Source organism: Streptomyces sp. NPDC044719 (assembly GCF_056433405.1).
Map to the genome: position 1 here is coordinate 49,994 of NZ_JBWKHE010000004.1, position 16,737 is coordinate 66,730.

Below are 16,737 nucleotides of genomic sequence, written 5' to 3' on the forward strand. Positions count from 1 at the left end.
GGACGTTGACGTGACCGACACCGCCATGCTGCCCGAGTCCTGGCGCGGGGTTCTGGGCGACGAACTGCAGCAGCCCTATTTCAAGGAGCTGACGGAGTTCGTCGAGGAGGAGCGGGCGAAGGGTCCGGTGTATCCGCCGCGCGAGGAGGTCTTCGCCGCGCTGGACGCCACGCCGTACGAGAAGGTGAAGGTCCTGATCCTCGGTCAGGACCCGTACCACGGCGAGGGCCAGGGGCACGGGCTGTGCTTCTCGGTCCGGCCCGGTGTGCGCACCCCGCCCTCCCTGCGGAACATCTACAAGGAGATGCACGAGGAGCTGGGCGCGCCGATCCCGGACAACGGCTATCTGATGCCGTGGGCCGAGCAGGGCGTCCTGCTGCTCAACGCGGTGCTCACGGTCCGGGCCGGCGAGGCCAACTCGCACAAGGGCCGGGGCTGGGAGAGGTTCACCGACGCGGTGATCCGCGCGGTCGCCGGGCGGCCCGACCCGGCGGTGTTCGTGCTGTGGGGGAACTACGCGCAGAAGAAGCTCCCGCTGATCGACGAGTCGCGGCACGTGGTGGTCAAGGGCGCTCACCCGTCGCCGCTGTCGGCGAAGAAGTTCTTCGGCTCGCGTCCGTTCACGCAGATCGACGAGGCGGTGGCGGCGCAGGGGCACGAGCCGATCGACTGGACGATTCCGAACCTGGGCTGAGGCCGGGGCGGCGCACAGCGGGGGTCTTCCTCCCGGAAGACCCCGTGCGTACGGACCGGCCTGAGCCGGATCGCCTCCCTCTCCGGTTAGCGTCGGAAGATCAGCCGGCGAGTGCGCGGAGGGTGTGGCGATGGAGCGACAGGAGCAGACGGCGCCGGACACCGTGGCTACGCGGATCGGGCAGGTCGTCATGCTGCACCACGCGGGGGACCGGGAGGAGGCCCGGCACCGGTTCCTGGACCTGTGGGCGGAGATCGGGGAGCACGGCGACCCGCTGCACCGCTGCACCCTCGCGCACTACCTGGCCGACACACAGGACGACCCCGGGGACGAACTGGCCTGGGACCTGCGCGCGTTGACCGCCGCGGAGGAGATCTGCGAGGACGGGCTCGCCTCGGGCGAGGCGGTGCGCGCGTTCTACCCCTCCCTCCACCTGAACCTGGCCGACGACTACCTCAAGCTCGGCCAGTGCGACGCGGCCCGCACGCATCTGCGGCGGGCCAGGAGAGCCGCCGTCGCCCTCGCCGACGACAGGTACGGCGAGGGCGTGCGGGCCGCCATCGAACGGCTGGAATCCCGGCTGGGAGAAGGCGGCGGGACGTGGACGCCGCCGAGGCAGCGGCCCTGAGGGAGCCGTCAACGCCGGTACGTGTCACGGCAGATGGTCGCCTCGGGGCTGTCCGCCCGCCACCCGCCGTAGCGCCTGCCGAGCGCGCACACGTCCGCGTTCTTCGGGACGTTCTGGTGGACGTCCTGCCGTACCGACTCCGAGACGTCGGGAAGGCCGGCGGGTGGCCGCTGCGGGCTGCGCGGGGCGGGTGCCCGGCGTTCCGGGCGGGCGGGGCGGGGGCGGGCCTCCCGGGTGCCGGACGGCGGCTGCCCCCGCTCCGGTGAGACCGCCGGGGGCGTGGCCGGCCGGGACACGGACGCGGTCGGCTCCGGACGGCGGGACCCCTCGATGAGTTCCAGGGCCTCCCGGGCCGGGGCCTGCACGACCTGCTCCTCGGGCCGTGGCGCCGGCGGCCGGGACGGTGCCGCCGGGGGGCCGGGAACGGGGGGATCCTGGACCGTCACACAGCCCGAGAGGGCCGAGACCGCCACGGTCACCAGGAGCGTCGCTGTGGTCGTCGTTCGATGCACCCGCGCAACTCTGGTGCGTCCGGCCCCTGGTGGGACAGCGGACGGACGGAGGATGCCCCGCACGGGTGATGTCCCGCCCCGTACGGAGGTCGCCGGCGGGTCGTGGGTGACGTCAGTCGCCGGTCGAGCCGTCGAGGCGCTCGCGGATCAGGTCGGCGTGGCCGTTGTGCCGCGCGTACTCCTCGATCATGTGGGTGTAGATCCACCGCAGGTTGAACCGTTCGCCGGTGCGGCGGTGCTTGCCCTCGGAGATGCCGTCCAGGGCGAAGCGGGCGGCGTTGCGCCGGGCGGTCTCGATCTCGGCCTGCCAGGTGGCGTACGCCTCCTGATAGGTGTCGGCCTCGGTCAGGTGGAACTCGCCGTCCCGGTCCTCGTCGCTGTAGTAGATCGGCGGCGCGTCCTCGTTCGTCAGCACCTTGCGGAACCAGCCCCGCTCCACATCCGCCATGTGCCGCACCAGCCCCATCAGGGACAGTACGGAGGGCTCTACGGAGGCCGTCCTGAGCTGCTCGTCGCTCAGGCCTTCGCACTTCCAGGCGAGGGTCTGCCGGTGGTAGTCGAGCCAGCCTTCCAGCATGGCGCGTTCGGCGGCGTCGGTGGCGGGTTCGGTGCGCTCGATGGTCATGTCCGCATCCTTTCCCCACTCGCCCGGACTGCCCAGGCGTTTTCAGCCGTCCAGCATCCCCGCGAGCAGCTCCCGCAGCCCGGTCCGTACCTCCTCCAGGCTCGGTGACCCGGGCCCGAACGAGCCCGCGACGCAGCTGAACATCAGCCCGTCCGCCCAGGCGATCAGCGACAGCGTGTGCCGGGCCGGGTCCGTCGAGCCCATCCCCGTGACCAGGGCGGTGAGCTGGTCACGGAAGCGGGCGCCCGTCGCGTCGAAGTAGGCCCGCAGTTCGGGGCGGCGGGTCGCCTCCAGGGCCAGTTCGTAGCGGGCGAGCGTGAGGGCGCGGTTGCCCGTCAGGGCACGGTGGGTCGCCAGGGCCAGGGCGTTCGCGAGGGAGTCGGTCCCGGACCGCGGGTCCGGCATCTCGTGCAGTGCCAGCACCCGGGCCTCGCGGTCGGCCAGGCGCCGCACCGCCAGTTCCAGCAGGGCCTGCCGGGTCCGAGCGAGGTTCGACGTCGAGCCCTGGGGGAGTCCGGCCGTCTCGTCGACCGCCCGGTGCGTGAGGCCCCGCATCCCGCGCTCGGCGAGCAGGGCGAGGGCGGTGTCGGCGACGAGGTCGGCGCGGGAAGGGCCGGGGGTGTGTACGGACATGGGCTCACGCTACCCGTCTCACTACAGCTGTAGTAAGGTCGACAATGCACTACAGGTGTAGTCGACGCGGTTTCGAGGAGGAGCCATGGCACAGGCGAGGCGGGCCGTCGTGATCGGCGGTGGTATCGGAGGTCTGACCGCGGCGGCCGCGCTGCACCGTCGCGGCTGGCGTGTCACGGTGCTGGAGCGGGCCCGCTCGCTGGAGCCGGCCGGCGCCGCCATCTCCCTCGCTCCCAACTCCCTGCGCGCGCTGGACGTCATCGGCCTCGGCGACGAGATCCGCGGCCTCGCCGCCTGGGCGGGGGACGGCGGGCTGCGCACACCGTCCGGGCGCTGGCTCTCGCGCTCCTCCGCCGACGCCGCCGCCGAGCGCTTCGGCGGCCCGCTCGTGCTGCTGCACCGCGCCACCCTCGTCGAGCACCTGGCCGCACAGCTCCCGCGCGACGCCGTCCGTACGGCCGCCTCAGCGACCCTGGCCGACAGCGGCGACACCGGCCGGCCCGCCCGGGTCGTCACCGCGGACGGAGAGCTGGAGGCCGACCTGGTGGTGGGCGCCGACGGCGTCCGGTCCGCCGTACGCCGGGCGCTCTTTCCCGGACACCCGGGGACGGTGTACTCGGGGTTCACCACCTGGCGGGTCGTGATCCCCGTCCCCGGTGCCGAGTTCGCCTCGCACGAGACCTGGGGGAGGGGCCGCATCTGGGGCACGCACCCGCTCAAGGACGGCCGCGTCTACGCCTACGCCGCCGCCGTGGCACCCGCCGGCGGACACGCGCCCGACGACGAGAAGGCCGAGCTGCTCCGCCGCTTCGGCGACTGGCACGACCCGATTCCCGCCGTGCTCGCCGCCGCCCGTCCCGACGACGTCCTGCGCCACGACGTCCACCACATCGCCGAGTCCCTGCCCGCCCACCACCGCGGCCGGGTCGCCCTCGTCGGCGACGCCGCGCACGCCATGCCCCCGACCCTCGGCCAGGGCGGCAATCAGGCCATCGAGGACGCGGTCGTCCTGGCCCACCACTGCGACGACCTCCCCGCCTACACCGCGGCCCGGCTGCCCCGTACGACCGCCGTCGCACGGAAGGCCGTGAAGGTGGCCCGCCTCAACCTCATGACCAGCCGCGCCGGGATCGCAGTACGCGATACGGCCGTGGCCGCGCTGTCGAAGGCCGGACCAGCCCTGTTCCTGCGCGGCTTCGACGGCATCGCCGACTGGCGGCCTCCCGGGCCGCCGTATGCTTCCGAGCAGACCCAGGCAGGAAACCGTTAGAGGAGATCATCCCGTGAAGGTCGGCTGCATCGGACTCGGCGACATCGCGCAGAAGGCCTACCTCCCGGTCCTCGCCTTCCGGTCCGGGATCGAACTGCACCTGCAGACCCGTACGCCCGCCACGCTCGACCGGGTCGCCGACGGCCTCCACGTCCCGCGGGAGCGGCGGCACACCACCCTCGACTCCCTCCTGGACCAGGGTCTCGACGCCGCCTTCGTGCACGCGCCCACGCTCGTCCACCCGGAGATCGTGACGCGGCTGCTGGAAGCGGGCGTACCGACGTACGTCGACAAGCCGCTGGCCTACGAACTCGGCGACTCCGCGCGGCTGGTGGCGCTCGCCGAGGAGCGGGACGTGAGCCTCGCCGTCGGGTTCAACCGGCGCTACGCCCCCGGCTACGCGCAGTGCGCCGACCATCCGCGCGAGCTGATCCTGATGCAGAAGAACCGCATCGGGCTGCCGGAGGAACCGCGCACGATGGTCCTCGACGACTTCATCCACGTCGTCGACACCCTCCGGTTCCTGGCGCCCGGCGAGATCGACGACGTGACCGTGCGCGCCCGCGTCCAGGACGGGCTGCTGCACCACCTCGTGCTCCAGCTCGCCGGGGACGGCTTCACCGCGCTGGGCGTGATGAACCGGCTCAGCGGGTCGGCCGAGGAGATCCTCGAGGTGTCCGGACAGGACACCAAGCGGCAGGTGATCAACCTCGCCGAGGTGGTCGACCACAAGGGGCAGCCGACCGTCAGGCGGCGCGGGGACTGGGTGCCGGTGGCCCGGCAGCGCGGGATCGAGCAGGCGGTGCTGGCGTTCCTGGAGGCGGTCCGCGCGGGCAAGGTGCTCAGCGCCCGGGACGCGCTGGAGACCCATGAACTGTGCGAGCGGGTCGTACGCGCGGTTCAGGACCGGACCCCCTGAGCCGCAGGATGCGTACGCCCTCGCCGGCGGCCCAGGCGGCGAGGATCAGCAGCGCCGCGTGCACCGTCCAGTCGCCGATGCGGACGTACGGCGTCGTGCCGTGGGCGAGGGGGAGCTCGTAGACCTGCGCGGTGGAGGCGTCCGTCCCGAGCCACGGCCCGATCCGCTGTCCGCTCGGACCGTAGACGGCCGAGACACCCGTCAGCGTCGCGTGGACCATCGGTCGGCCGGTCTCGGCGGCGCGCAGCGCGGCCAGTGAGGCGTGCTGCTCGGGCGCCCAGCTCCGCTGGAAGGTGGACGTCGACGACTGGCCGACCAGCACATCGGTGCCTTCCCGGGTGAGGTGGCGGGTCATGTCGGGGAAGGCGGTCTCGAAGCACACCATCGGGCCGGCCCGCAGTCCGTTCCCCACGTTCATCACGACCGGCTGGGAGCCGCGCCTGCGGTCCTCGCCCGCCGCCTTGCCGACGGAGGTGGCCCAGCCGAGCAGGGAGCGGGCTGGGACGTACTCGCCGAACGGCACGAGCCGCATCTTGTCGTAGCGCTCGCCGGTCAGGCCGTCCGGGCCGACCAGGATCGAGCTCTTGTAGATGCCGGGCCTGTCGGAGCGCTGGGCGTCCACGTTGACCAGGATGCCGGCGTCCGTCGCGCGGGACAGCGCCGCGAGCCGCCGGGCGAGGTCGGGCCGGTCCCCGAGATCGAAGCCGACGCTGCTCTCGCCCCAGACGATCAGGTCGACGTCCTGCCCGGCGAGTCGGCGGGTGAGCTGTTCCTCCCGGTCGAAACGGCGGTCCGCGCTCTTGCCGCCGTCGATGACGCCCGGCTGGACCACGGCGATCCTGACCTCGCCGTCGACGTCCGGGCGGGGCGAGAAGGCCCAGGCCGCCGAGGTGGCGGCGGCCGTGGCGACGAGTCCGGCCACGGCGGGCACCCGGGCCCGGCGGATCGCCACCAGGACGGCGACGGCGACGTTGACGGCGACGATCAGGAAGCTCAGCAGCCACACGCCGCCGACCGAGGCGAGCCGTAGAGCCGGTTCCACCTGCCACTGGCTGGAGCCGAGCATGCCCCAGGGGCCGCCGAGACCCTGCCAGGAGCGGACCAGCTCGATGGCCAGCCAGCCGGACGGCAGGACGAGGAGCGCGACCGCGATCCGCCGCCGCGAGGGCGCGCCCGCCAGCAGCCGGTGTGCGAGCCGGCCCCACAGAGCCCACAGGGCGCCGAGCAGCGCGGCGATGACGAACGTGAAGACGTGCAGGAAGGGCAGCAGCCAGTGGTGCATCGCCAGCATGAAGCCGAAGCCGCCGCACCAGCCGTCGAACGCCGCGCGCTTCCCGGTCGGCGCGCTGCGCAGCAGCAGGAGCCACGGGACCAGGGCGACCCAGGCGCACCACCACAGGGACGGGGCGGGGTAGGCGAGTACGGGAAGGGCGCCCGCGATCACGGCGGCGGCCGAGCGCCGCCACGGGGAGGCGAGCCAGTGGCTGAGCGTCTTCATAGGCGCCTCCTACCCCGCGGGTGCCTCCAGTGTGCGCCCTGCGGACGATCTAGGACAGAGGACGCCGGGTCAGTTGATCACAGGTGTCTTCTGCCGCTCGGGAAGGCGCCGCCACTTCTCCTGGACGACCACCGCGCTCAGCCGCCAGCCGTCGTCCGTGCGCAGCAGGGCGAAGGCGTACCGGCCACCGCACACGAAGTCGGGTGCCGGGCCCGCGGTGGCCATGGGGTTGACGTAGTCGGCCTGGACCTGGGCCGTGTCGCCGGTGTCCTGTTCCCAGATGCCGAAGCGCACCCGCCGGTTGACGATCAGGTGCTGCCGCATGGTGAACAGCCGCATGCTCTCGGCGAGCCAGGCGGCGACCGCCGTGGCCTCCCCCTCGATGCCGCCGGCCGAGCGGTAGTCCGCCCGCCCCTCCGGGGCGAACAGGCCCCGGTACGCCTCCCAGTCGCCGTCGTCGACCGCCACCGCGTAGTCGGTGATCAGCCCGTCGACGGCCAGCCGGTCCCTCACGGTAGCGAGCTCCACGCGCTGCGTCATCGGCTCAGTGTTGGGCATCGAGGGTGTGGAGCCAAGAGGTGTGACGCAAAGGGGTGGTTGAGGAGGGCAGGCGAGGACAGGCGAGACGAGGCCGGGGGCGGTCAGGCCGCTTCGACGACCTCGCCGCGGATCGCGGCCGCCCACTCGACGACCAGGAACTCGTACTCGGCGCGCTCCTCGGCGGACAGCTTGCCGCCCGTGCGCCGCCAGAGCGCACGGATCTCCTCGTTGACCTCGGCGGCGGACCGCACGGAACCAGGGGTCGAGAAATCGGGGGACATGCGGGCAAGCCTAGGGGCACCCACTGACAGCCCGCTACCGGACGGCTACGGAAGCCCTATGCGGTTGGTCACGAGACGCGGCTCACAGGGCGGCGGCTCAGCCGGCGGACTCGGCCGCGTGCGGGCTCAGCGCGCCCATCGACACCAGGACGATGATGAGGATGCCGAGGGCGATGCGGTAGTAGACGAACGGCATGAAGCTCTTGGTCGTAATGAACTTCATGAACCACGCGATCACGGCGTAGCCGACCGCGAAGGCGATGATCGTCGCGAAGACCGTCGGCCCCCACGAGACATGGCCGCCCTCCGTCGCGTCCTTGAGCTCGAACAAGCCGGAGGCGAGCACCGCCGGGATGGCGAGCAGGAAGGAGTAGCGGGCCGCGGCCTCGCGCGTGTAGCCCATGAAGAGGCCGCCGCTGATGGTGGCGCCGGAGCGGGAGACGCCCGGGATCAGGGCCATGGCCTGGCAGGCGCCGTAGATCAGTCCGTCCCGGACGCCCAGGTCCTCCAGGGCCTTGCGCTGCTTGGGCGCGCGGTGGCGGCCGCTCTTCTCGTCCCGGGCGGCGAGCCGGTCGGCGACGCCCAGGACGATGCCCATGCCGATCAGCATTGTCGCGGTGATCCGCAGATCGCGGAACGGGCCCTCGATCTGGTCCTTCAGCGTCACGCCCAGCACGCCGATCGGGATCGAGCCGACGATGACGAGCCAGCCCATCCGGGCGTCGGGGTCACTGCGCAGCGCCTTGTTGGTCAGCGAGCGCGTCCACGCGGACAGGATCCGTCCGATGTCCTTGCGGAAGTAGATCAGCACGGCGGCTTCCGTGCCGATCTGGGTGATCGCGGTGAAGGCCGCGCCCGGGTCCTCCCAGCCCGAGAAGGCCGCGGTCAGCCGCAGATGCGCGCTGGAGGAGACGGGGAGGAACTCGGTCAGCCCCTGGACGAGTCCGAGGATGAGTGATTCGAACCAAGACATGAGGTAGCGGAGTCCAAGTGCCGATGTGGGACGGACGACGGGCGCACCGGGCCGCCGTATGAGATGACGGTGCGATCAGGTGTGCCGAGGGGGAAGCGTAGCGTCCCCGGATGACCCCTGGGACACAGGGGTTTGGAAGGCGGTCCGCAGGGAGGCCGGATCAGGCCGCCGTCGGGCCGGTCACCGTCCAGCCGGGCGTCTGGGGGCGGGCCGTGAGGTCCTCATGGCGCACCTCGTCCCCGCAGGCCCGGCAGGTGACGGCCGGGGCGAGTGCCCGGCCGCAGGAGTGCTCGAGGATCATCGGGCGGTCGCCGTCCGTCCGCAGATGGCGGTCGCCCCACGCCATGAGGGTCACCAGTACGGGCTCCAGCTCCAGTCCGGCCTGAGTGGGCCGGTACTCGAAGCGCTGCGGGCGCTCGCTGTAGGGCTGCTTGGTCAGGATCCCGGCGTCGACGAGGCGGCGCAGCCGCGTGGCGAGGATGTCGCGCGGGGCGCCGATGTTGCGCACCAGCTGGTCGAAACGGCCGTTGCCGAGGCACACCTCCCGCAGTACGAGCAGGGAGTACTTCTCGCCCACGAGCGCGAGGGTGTCGGCGATGGAGCAGGGGCGCGGGTCTTTGCTGGCGGCCATGAAGCTCAGTCTAGAAGAGGGTTGGTTTTTCCAACTCACCGGGCTACGGTGAGTTCGGATTTCCTACTCACTGGTAGACCCTGATGGTTCCCGGCAGCCATGGAGGCCCGCACCATGCGTGACGCAGTCATCGTCGAAGCCGTACGCACCCCGATCGGCAAGGGCAAGGAGAACGGTGCCCTCGCGCACGTCCACCCCGTGGAACTGCTCGCCCATACCCTGCGCACCCTCGTCGGGCGGTCCGGCGTCGACCCGGCGCTGATCGACGACGTCATCGGCGGCACCGTCGACCAGGTCGGCGAGCAGGCCATGAACACCACCCGCTACGCCGTCCTCTCGGCGGGCTTCCCGGAGTCGGTGCCCGCGACCACCGTGGACCGCCAGTGCGGCTCCTCGCAGCAGGCCGTGCACTTCGCGGCGCAGGGCGTGCTCTCGGGCGCCTACGACCTCGTCGTGGCCTGCGGGGTCGAGTCGATGAGCCGGGTGCCGATGTGGTCGAACGTGCCCGCCGGCAAGGATCCCTTCGGCCCGGGCGTGGCCGAGCGGTACCCCGAAGGGCTCGTCCCGCAGGGCGTCAGCGCCGAGCTGATCGCCGCCAAGTGGTCGCTCGGGCGCGAGCGGATGGACGCCTTCGCGGTCTCCTCCCATCGGAAGGCAGCCGCGGCCTGGGAGAACGGGCTCTTCGACGCCGAGACCGCGCCGCTGGAGGGCATCACGCGCGACGAGTGCGTACGGCCCGGCAGCACCACCGAGATCCTCGCCGGGCTCAAGCCCGCCTACTACGACCCCGGTTTCGCCGAACGCTTCCCGCAGATCGAGTGGAACGTCACGGCGGGCAACGCCAGCCCGGTCAACGACGGCGCATCGGCGGTGCTCATCACGTCGAGCGAGACGGCCGCCCGGCTCGGTCTGCGCCCGCTGGCCCGGCTGCACAGCTTCGCCGTCACCGGCTCCGACCCGCTGCTGATGCTGACCGGCGTCGTGCCGGCGACCGAGAAGGTGCTGCGCAAGGCGTCACTGACCCTCGACGACATCGACCTGTTCGAGGTCAACGAGGCGTTCGCCGCCGTCGTACTGGCCTGGCAGCAGGAGACCGGCGCCGACCTCGCCCGGGTCAATGTGCACGGCGGCGCCATCGCGCTCGGTCATCCCCTCGGCGCGAGCGGGACCCGTCTGACGACGACGCTCGTGCACGCGATGCGGGAACGGGGCGCCCGGTACGGGCTTCAGACGATGTGCGAGGCGGGCGGGCTCGCCAACGCCATGGTGCTCGAACGGGTGTGACCGGGGCCGCGCCCCGGTCACACCCGGCCCAACGGTTCGTCAGAGCTGGCGCAGCTGGTGCCGCTTGCGCCACGCCACCACCACGCCCACCAGCGCGGGCACGGCGATGCACGCCAGGGCGATCAGGAAGGCGGGCGACGTCGGCGTGGAGGCGCGGGCTCCGGCGACGACGTACGCGGCGGTGTTCGGGATCGAGCCGAGGCCCGTCGCCAGCAGGAACGGCAGCAGGCCCATACGGGAGAAGGAGGCGCAGTAGTTCGCGGCCCAGAACGGCACACCGGGGAACAGCCGCACCGCCAGCATCGAGCGGAAGCCGTGCCGGCTGAGCTGGCCGTCCACGGCCTTCAGCCAGCGCCCGCGCAGCAACGGCCGCAGGGCGTCCTGGCCCAGCGCCCGTCCCAGGCAGAAGGCGATGCCGGCACCCAGCACCGTGCCCGCCAGAGCGGTGCCGGTGCCCAGCTGGGAACCGAACAGCGCTCCCGCCGCGAGGTTCAGCAGCGGCCTCGGCACGAACGCCACCGTGCACACGCCGTACGCCACCGCGAACACCACCGCCGCCGCGGCTCCGCCGAGCTGTGGTGGCCAGCCCTCCGTCAGCAGCCGCTGCGGCTCGAACAGCAGCACCGCGCAGGCGCCTCCGGCGAGCAGGGCGACGAGCAGGGACAGCCGCGACCACGGGGAGAGCAGCACTCTCGTGCAGCGAGCGGCGAAATGGGTCGGTACGACGGGCGAGGCGGTCGCTGCCGGGGAAGCGGCGACGGCGAGCTCCGCGGTGCTGGCCCGGGGAGAGGCCGTGGCGGTGCCCCCAGAGCGGGTGGTGGCATCGGGCATCCGGCGACACTAACCGACACATGTGTGTGATCGCCGTATGGTTCGTCTCACGAGCGTCACAGGCAGTTGAACGCTTTCTTGCGTGCGGCCCCCCGAAAACCATTCGACGTGCGGTAAAGCGTCGGCAAGGATCGACGTCATGTTCCGGCAGACCTTCACCCTCGCGACATCCGTGGTCACGGATGCGCCGAAGGCTGCCGTCGTAGCTCCCACAGCCGTTGCAGACGGCGCCCGAAGCTGACCCTCTCCGGTTCGTCCGGTCGGACCCCGCAAGGGGAGGGTCGGGCAGGTCCTCGGGGTCCCACTTCATGACTAGACGCTTCGAGGTACAGCCATGTCCAAGACGGCCTACGTCCGTACGAAACCGCATCTCAACATCGGCACGATGGGTCATGTCGACCACGGCAAGACCACCCTGACCGCCGCCATCACCAAGGTCCTCGCCGACCGCGGCAGCGGCGCGTTCGTGCCCTTCGACCGGATCGACCGGGCGCCCGAGGAGGCGGCCCGCGGCATCACCATCAACATCGCGCACGTGGAGTACGAGACCGACACACGGCACTACGCGCACGTCGACATGCCGGGCCATGCCGACTACGTCAAGAACATGGTCACCGGTGCCGCGCAGCTCGACGGGGCGATCCTCGTCGTCTCCGCGCTCGACGGGATCATGCCGCAGACCGCCGAACACGTACTGCTCGCCCGGCAGGTGGGCGTCGACCACATCGTCGTCGCCCTCAACAAGGCCGACGCGGGGGACGAGGAGCTGACCGACCTGGTCGAGCTGGAGGTGCGCGACCTGCTCACCGCGCACGGCTACGGCGGTGACTCCGTACCCGTCGTACGCGTCTCGGGCCTGAAGGCGCTGGCGGGGGACCCGCGCTGGACGGCGTCCGTCGAGGCGCTGCTCGACGCGGTCGACACTTATGTGCCGATGCCGGAGCGGTATCTGGACGCGCCGTTCCTGCTGTCCGTGGAGAACGTGCTGACCATCACCGGGCGGGGGACCGTGGTGACCGGTGCGGTGGAGCGGGGCACGGTGCGGGTCGGGGACCGGGTCGAGGTGCTCGGGGCCTCGGTCGAGACGGTGGTCACGGGGCTTGAGACCTTCGGCAGGCCGATGGAGGAGGCGCAGGCCGGGGACAGCGTGGCGTTGCTGCTGCGCGGAGTGGCGCGGGATGTCGTCCGGCGGGGGCATGTGGTCGCCGCGCCGGGGAGTGTGGTGCCCAGCCGACGCTTCACCGCGCAGGTGTATGTGCTGTCCGCGCGGGAGGGCGGGCGTACGACCGCGGTTTCCAGTGGGTACCGGCCGCAGTTCTATATCCGCACGGCGGATGTCGTGGGGGACGTCGACCTCGGTGAGGTCGCTGTCGCGCGGCCCGGTGACACGGTTGTCATGACGGTGGAGCTGGGGCGGGAGGTGCCGTTGGAGGCGGGGCTCGGATTTGCCATTCGTGAGGGTGGCAGGACTGTCGGGGCGGGGACCGTGACCGTGGTGGGTTGAGGCTGGTGGGGGACTGCGGGCCGGCTGTGGCTGGTCGCGCAGTTCCCCGCGCCCCTGGAGGTGCGTGGCCCCACCGCACAATGGAGGGGTGAACGAAGCCATTCCCGTTGCCCGATCCGTCGATCGCGGATTCGCCAAGCTCATGCCCGATATCGACCGGGAGAGCGCCTGGTTGCTTACCGTCGACGGGGCGCCTCAGTCCTATGTCGATCTGGACGATCCGGCGCATCTGGAGTTCGAGTACACGCGGCGGCTCGGGCATGTGCTGGATGTCGTGGCGGAGCCGGGGCGGGTGCTGGACGTGGTGCATCTCGGGGGTGGGGCGCTCACGCTGCCCCGGTACGTGGCCGCGACCCGGCCCGGATCACGGCAGGACGTCGTCGAGGCGGACAGGGGGCTGCTGGAGCTGGTGGCCGAGCATCTGCCGTTGCCGGAGGGCGCCCGGGTCGCGTCGCACGCGGCGGACGCGCGGGACTGGCTGGAGAAGGCCGAGGCGGACTCGGCCGATGTGATCGTCGCCGATGTGTTCGGCGGTTCCCGGGTGCCGGCGCACCTCACGTCCGTTCCCTATGTCCGCGAGGCCGCGCGGGTGCTGCGGAACGGCGGGGTCTATCTCGCCAATCTCCCCGACGCGGCGCCGTTCGCCTTCCTGCGGTCCCAGCTCGCGACCCTGGCGACGGCGTTCGAGGAGCTCGTACTGATCGCCGAGCCGGGGGTGCTGCGGGGGCGGCGGTTCGGGAACGCGGTGCTCGTGGCGGGACACCACGAGATCGACCTGACCGCTCTGGCGCGACGCACGGCCGCCGACGCCTTTCCGGCACGGGTCGAACACGGCGCTGCTCTGCGGCGGTTCATCGGGGGCGCGCCGGCGGTGCGGGACGAGGATGCCGTGCCGTCACCCGAGCCCCCCGACGGGGCGTTCGGTATCGGCTGACGCGGGCTCCATGCCGCCCTGGGCCACCGCAGTGGTCCGGCGTCGCAGGTTACGTACGTCCGGTACGCACAGCGCGCCGGCCGTGACCAGGACGACCAGGCCCGCGCAGCCCCACAGCGCCGTCGTACGGCCGAACGCCTCCTCCGCCGGGCCCGCCCCGGCCGTGGCGAGCGGTGACAGCGCGATGGAGCCGAACCAGTCGTACGCCGAGACACGGGAGAGCTTGTCCTCGGGGATCTCCTGGTGCAGGGCCGTCATCCAGGAGACGCCGAACACCTCCACGGTCGCGCCCGCGACGAACATCACCCCGAACAGGACCCCGATGGGGACCGGGACGGCGAGTGCGGCCGCGGGCAGGGCCAGGGGAAACACGCACAGGGTGCCCGCGAGGAGCAGCCGGCGCGGTTTCCAGCGGGTCATCAGCAGGGCGCCGGCGACCGTGCCCGCCCCGAACGCCGCCAGGGCGAGACCCCAGGGGCCCGCCCCGCCGAGGTGGTCGCGGGCGACGAGCGGGCCGTACACCGCTTCGGCGGCGGCGACCACGGCGTTGGCGATCGAGAACTGAAGGACGATCGCCCACAGCCACGGCCGGCCGGCGAACTCCCGCCAGCCCTCCCGCAGATCGGCGAGCATCCCGCCGCCCGGTGCCCGCGGCGCGATATGGCCGACGTCGAGGAAGGCGCGGAGCGCCCCGGCGAGCGCGAAGGCCGCGGCGTCCGCCGCGAGCACCCAGCCGGGCCCGATCGCGGCGACCATGGCCCCGCCGAGCGCGGCACCGCCCAGAGCCGCTCCCTGCATCGCCATCCGGAACACCGCGAACGCGCGGCCCGCCTGCTCGCCGTCGACCGAGGACATCAGCATGCCCTCGGCGGCCGGACCGAAGAACGCCTGGCCGGTCCCGCCCAGGGCGGCGAGCAGCATCATCTGCCACAGCAAAGGCTCCCCGGCCAGCACGAGAGCGGCGAAGGCGGCCTGCGAAAGGCAGTTCAGGGCATTGGCCGCGACCATCACGTGGTGCCGCGGCAGCCGGTCCGCGACGGCGCCGCCGATCAGCAGGAACAGCACCAGCGGGAGCGTCCGCGCCGCCGCGACCAGGCCGACGTCACCGCTGTCACCCCCCGTTTCGAGAACGGCGAACGCCGCCGCGACCAGGGCGCCGTGGCTGCCCAGATTGGTGACGACCGCGGCGGCGGTCAGCAGGGAGTAGTTGCGCCCCGCCCAGGCGGGGGGACGCTTGGTGGTCGGCACCCCGTGACTATCGCGGGGGCCCGGCCGCCGTGCCAAACGATTTGTCGCGGCTCCGGTCGCGGCTCCGGCCGGTCACGCCCCCTGGGGCCCGTCCTTGGTGAGCCGCACGGTGCTGAGGATCTTCTGGATGGTCGCCTCGGCCAGTTCGCCCTTGACGCCCTTGGCGCCGTACAGGTTCCAGGTGACGAAGTCGCCCGCGCCGTTCTTGAAGGCGAAGGTGATCGCCTTGCCGTCGCTGTCGCACTTGCCGTTCTGCGGGGTGTTCTCCGAGTGCGCCGTGGCGACGCTGCCCTTGATGCCCGACTTGGTGGTGTACGGCTTGGGCTTGGTGAACTTCACGCTCTTCTTGTCCGGCTGGGTGTAGCCGCCGAAGATCCACCACGGCACGCGCGTCTCGGCCGCCTCGTCCGTGTTCTTCGCGCCGTCCTCACCGCGGGTGCCGACGGTGGCCAGGGCGGTGTCGTCCTCGCGGCCGTCCTTGTCGTCGTCGCTCGTGCACCACTTGGACTTCAGATAGGCGGGGGCGGTGACGCTGGTGCGATCCATCTCACCGTCCTTCTTCTCCCACTCGAAGCCCACGCTCGTACCGGGAGTCTCGATCTCCCAGTCGGCGGGGACGTCGAACTGGGTGCCGAAGCGCGTGTTGACGACGACCTTCCAGCCGGGGATGGTCGCCTTCTCCTCCGCACCGCCGCGCGGGTTGTCCTCGGAGGCGGAGGCGCTCGGCTCCGTGGAGGCTTCCTTGGAAGCGGCCTTGGACGGCTTCTTGTCCTTACCGTCAGCGGTGTCGTCCTTGTCGCCGCCGAGCACCAGGAAGCCGGTGACGCCGGCCGCCACGACCACCGCCGTGGCCGCGACGATGGCGACCAGCTTCGTCCGGTTGCCGCCGCCACCGCCCTGCGGTGGCTGGGGCGCGCCGGCCGGCGCCGGGGCGCCCCACTGCGGCTGCTGCCCGTAGGCCGGCTGTTGCTGATAGCCCGGCTGCTGGTACGGATTCGGCTGCTGGTACCCCGGCTGCTGGTACGGGTTGTTCGCTTGCGGGTTCTGCTCGCCCCCGGGCGGCTGCTGTCCTGGCCACATGGGCAGTCACCCTAGCCGCGCTCCGGACACGATTCGGTCACCGCCTGTGGACGGAGACGTAGCAACGCGGGGACGATGCGGCGCGAATCGCCGTGCAGTGGACTGATGCGGCGGTCGTCACACGGCCTGGTCAGGGCCTGGCCAGGCGTCTCTACTCATGAGTAACATGCGGGCATGAGCGCAGACCAGATGTCCATCGGCGAGATGCTCGCCGCCACGGTGCCCATGGCCCGGACCCTGAACCTCGAGTTCCTCGAGACCACGCCGGAGCGGGCGGTGGTGTCCCTGCCGGACCAGAGCGACTACCACAACCACGTGGGCGGGCCGCACGCCGGAGCGATGTTCACGCTCGGCGAGTCCGCGAGCGGGGCGATCGTGCTGGCCGCGTTCGGGGACCAGCTCTCGCGTGCCGTGCCGCTCGCCGTCAGTGCCGAGATCGCCTACAAGAAGCTGGCGATGGGCGCGGTCACGGCGACCGCCACCCTCGGCCGCCCGGCCACCGAGGTCGTCGCCGAACTGGACGCCGGCGGGCGCCCCGAGTTTCCGGTGGCCATCGCCATCCAGCGGGCCGACGGTGCCGTGACCGGTGAGATGACGGTCGTCTGGACGCTGCGTCCCAACGGCTGAGCACGCTGTCGCGCGACTGAGGCCC

At 72.0% G+C, this 16,737-nt stretch carries 19 protein-coding genes; 8 read left to right on the plus strand and 11 right to left on the minus strand.

The window, feature by feature from the left end; all coding sequences use genetic code 11:
- The first annotated feature begins 10 nt into the window (after positions 1-10).
- Positions 11-694: a uracil-DNA glycosylase gene (ung, locus tag AC07DF_RS16140; protein WP_478971098.1), complete on the plus strand. Its 684-nt coding sequence runs from the start codon at positions 11-13 to the stop codon at positions 692-694.
- A 130-nt stretch (positions 695-824) separates the two neighbouring features.
- Positions 825-1,322, plus strand: a complete 498-nt coding sequence (locus AC07DF_RS16145; protein WP_478971100.1) for a hypothetical protein — start codon at positions 825-827, stop codon at positions 1,320-1,322.
- A gap of 8 nt (positions 1,323-1,330) precedes the next feature.
- Here the strand turns inward: AC07DF_RS16145 and AC07DF_RS16150 are convergent, their stop codons facing one another.
- From AC07DF_RS16150 to AC07DF_RS16160, 3 genes are all read right to left on the minus strand, one after another.
- Positions 1,331-1,834, minus strand: a complete 504-nt coding sequence (locus AC07DF_RS16150) for a hypothetical protein (protein WP_478971102.1) — start codon at positions 1,832-1,834, stop codon at positions 1,331-1,333.
- 112 nt (positions 1,835-1,946) lie between these two features.
- Positions 1,947-2,459 carry a DinB family protein gene (locus AC07DF_RS16155; RefSeq protein WP_478971103.1) on the minus strand — a complete coding sequence of 171 codons (513 nt, stop codon included), beginning with the start codon at positions 2,457-2,459 and terminating at the stop codon, positions 1,947-1,949.
- 42 nt (positions 2,460-2,501) lie between these two features.
- A complete protein-coding gene (locus tag AC07DF_RS16160) occupies positions 2,502-3,092 on the minus strand; it encodes a TetR/AcrR family transcriptional regulator (protein ID WP_478971105.1) in 591 nt (196 codons plus the stop codon).
- An 85-nt stretch (positions 3,093-3,177) separates the two neighbouring features.
- Here AC07DF_RS16160 and AC07DF_RS16165 point away from each other — a divergent pair, with 85 nt between their 5' ends.
- Both AC07DF_RS16165 and AC07DF_RS16170 read left to right on the plus strand, forming a co-directional pair.
- On the plus strand, positions 3,178-4,362 hold the full coding sequence (locus tag AC07DF_RS16165; protein ID WP_478971107.1) for an FAD-dependent oxidoreductase: 1,185 nt from the start codon (positions 3,178-3,180) through the stop codon (positions 4,360-4,362).
- 13 nt (positions 4,363-4,375) lie between these two features.
- Positions 4,376-5,281 (plus strand): Gfo/Idh/MocA family protein, encoded by a 906-nt coding sequence (locus tag AC07DF_RS16170; protein ID WP_478971108.1) that lies wholly within the window; start codon positions 4,376-4,378, stop codon positions 5,279-5,281.
- On the opposite strand, the gene lnt is transcribed toward AC07DF_RS16170, so the two are convergent.
- The 5 genes from lnt to AC07DF_RS16195 all read right to left on the minus strand — a co-directional run bounded on the left by lnt (position 5,205) and on the right by AC07DF_RS16195 (position 9,204).
- Positions 5,205-6,779, minus strand: a complete 1,575-nt coding sequence (gene lnt / locus AC07DF_RS16175; RefSeq protein ID WP_478971110.1) for an apolipoprotein N-acyltransferase — start codon at positions 6,777-6,779, stop codon at positions 5,205-5,207. The two genes, AC07DF_RS16170 and lnt, sit on opposite strands and share 77 nt — an antisense overlap.
- Positions 6,780-6,848: 69 nt before the next feature.
- The gene (locus tag AC07DF_RS16180; RefSeq protein ID WP_478971112.1) at positions 6,849-7,319 is read right to left on the minus strand and encodes a nuclear transport factor 2 family protein; all 471 of its coding nucleotides are present in this window, start codon (positions 7,317-7,319) and stop codon (positions 6,849-6,851) included.
- 101 nt (positions 7,320-7,420) lie between these two features.
- Positions 7,421-7,600 carry a hypothetical protein gene (locus AC07DF_RS16185; RefSeq protein ID WP_184599516.1) on the minus strand — a complete coding sequence of 60 codons (180 nt, stop codon included), beginning with the start codon at positions 7,598-7,600 and terminating at the stop codon, positions 7,421-7,423.
- A 97-nt stretch (positions 7,601-7,697) separates the two neighbouring features.
- Positions 7,698-8,573 carry an undecaprenyl-diphosphate phosphatase gene (locus AC07DF_RS16190; RefSeq protein ID WP_478971114.1) on the minus strand — a complete coding sequence of 292 codons (876 nt, stop codon included), beginning with the start codon at positions 8,571-8,573 and terminating at the stop codon, positions 7,698-7,700.
- A gap of 160 nt (positions 8,574-8,733) precedes the next feature.
- Positions 8,734-9,204, minus strand: coding sequence for a winged helix-turn-helix transcriptional regulator (locus AC07DF_RS16195; protein WP_478971116.1), 471 nt, complete (start codon positions 9,202-9,204; stop codon positions 8,734-8,736).
- 114 nt (positions 9,205-9,318) lie between these two features.
- Between AC07DF_RS16195 and AC07DF_RS16200 the strand changes: the two genes are divergently transcribed.
- Positions 9,319-10,488 (plus strand): thiolase family protein, encoded by a 1,170-nt coding sequence (locus tag AC07DF_RS16200; protein WP_478971118.1) that lies wholly within the window; start codon positions 9,319-9,321, stop codon positions 10,486-10,488.
- 39 nt (positions 10,489-10,527) lie between these two features.
- Here the strand turns inward: AC07DF_RS16200 and AC07DF_RS16205 are convergent, their stop codons facing one another.
- Positions 10,528-11,319: a TVP38/TMEM64 family protein gene (locus tag AC07DF_RS16205; RefSeq protein ID WP_478971120.1), complete on the minus strand. Its 792-nt coding sequence runs from the start codon at positions 11,317-11,319 to the stop codon at positions 10,528-10,530.
- Between the two features lie 334 nt (positions 11,320-11,653).
- On the opposite strand from AC07DF_RS16205, the gene tuf reads away from it, so the two are divergent.
- Together tuf and AC07DF_RS16215 are read left to right on the plus strand one after the other, a co-directional pair.
- Entirely contained in the window at positions 11,654-12,823 is a 1,170-nt protein-coding gene (tuf, locus tag AC07DF_RS16210) for an elongation factor Tu (protein WP_478971122.1), read from the plus strand.
- Positions 12,824-12,911: 88 nt separating this feature from the next.
- Positions 12,912-13,757 (plus strand): spermidine synthase, encoded by an 846-nt coding sequence (locus tag AC07DF_RS16215; protein WP_478971124.1) that lies wholly within the window; start codon positions 12,912-12,914, stop codon positions 13,755-13,757.
- Here the strand turns inward: AC07DF_RS16215 and AC07DF_RS16220 are convergent.
- Together AC07DF_RS16220 and AC07DF_RS16225 are read right to left on the minus strand one after the other, a co-directional pair.
- Positions 13,719-15,041, minus strand: coding sequence for an MFS transporter (locus AC07DF_RS16220; protein WP_478971126.1), 1,323 nt, complete (start codon positions 15,039-15,041; stop codon positions 13,719-13,721). The genes AC07DF_RS16215 and AC07DF_RS16220 overlap by 39 nt on opposite strands.
- Before the next feature lie 36 nt (positions 15,042-15,077).
- Complete coding sequence (locus AC07DF_RS16225) at positions 15,078-16,085, minus strand: DUF8017 domain-containing protein (protein ID WP_478971128.1); 1,008 nt, start codon at positions 16,083-16,085, stop codon at positions 15,078-15,080.
- 174 nt (positions 16,086-16,259) lie between these two features.
- On the opposite strand from AC07DF_RS16225, the gene AC07DF_RS16230 reads away from it, so the two are divergent.
- Complete coding sequence (locus AC07DF_RS16230) at positions 16,260-16,712, plus strand: DUF4442 domain-containing protein (RefSeq protein WP_399027261.1); 453 nt, start codon at positions 16,260-16,262, stop codon at positions 16,710-16,712.
- The last annotated feature ends 25 nt before the right edge of the window (positions 16,713-16,737 follow it).

Coding starts and splice junctions, on each gene's coding strand:
- AC07DF_RS16145 (WP_478971100.1), top strand. CDS start 825: ATGGAGCGACAGGAGCAGACGGCGCCGGACACCGTGGCTACGCGGATC.
- AC07DF_RS16155 (WP_478971103.1), bottom strand. CDS start 2,459: ATGACCATCGAGCGCACCGAACCCGCCACCGACGCCGCCGAACGCGCC.
- AC07DF_RS16160 (WP_478971105.1), bottom strand. CDS start 3,092: ATGTCCGTACACACCCCCGGCCCTTCCCGCGCCGACCTCGTCGCCGAC.
- AC07DF_RS16165 (WP_478971107.1), top strand. CDS start 3,178: ATGGCACAGGCGAGGCGGGCCGTCGTGATCGGCGGTGGTATCGGAGGT.
- lnt (WP_478971110.1), bottom strand. CDS start 6,779: ATGAAGACGCTCAGCCACTGGCTCGCCTCCCCGTGGCGGCGCTCGGCC.
- AC07DF_RS16180 (WP_478971112.1), bottom strand. CDS start 7,319: ATGACGCAGCGCGTGGAGCTCGCTACCGTGAGGGACCGGCTGGCCGTC.
- AC07DF_RS16185 (WP_184599516.1), bottom strand. CDS start 7,600: ATGTCCCCCGATTTCTCGACCCCTGGTTCCGTGCGGTCCGCCGCCGAG.
- AC07DF_RS16190 (WP_478971114.1), bottom strand. CDS start 8,573: ATGTCTTGGTTCGAATCACTCATCCTCGGACTCGTCCAGGGGCTGACC.
- AC07DF_RS16195 (WP_478971116.1), bottom strand. CDS start 9,204: ATGGCCGCCAGCAAAGACCCGCGCCCCTGCTCCATCGCCGACACCCTC.
- AC07DF_RS16200 (WP_478971118.1), top strand. CDS start 9,319: ATGCGTGACGCAGTCATCGTCGAAGCCGTACGCACCCCGATCGGCAAG.
- AC07DF_RS16205 (WP_478971120.1), bottom strand. CDS start 11,319: ATGCCCGATGCCACCACCCGCTCTGGGGGCACCGCCACGGCCTCTCCC.
- tuf (WP_478971122.1), top strand. CDS start 11,654: ATGTCCAAGACGGCCTACGTCCGTACGAAACCGCATCTCAACATCGGC.
- AC07DF_RS16225 (WP_478971128.1), bottom strand. CDS start 16,085: ATGTGGCCAGGACAGCAGCCGCCCGGGGGCGAGCAGAACCCGCAAGCG.
- AC07DF_RS16230 (WP_399027261.1), top strand. CDS start 16,260: ATGAGCGCAGACCAGATGTCCATCGGCGAGATGCTCGCCGCCACGGTG.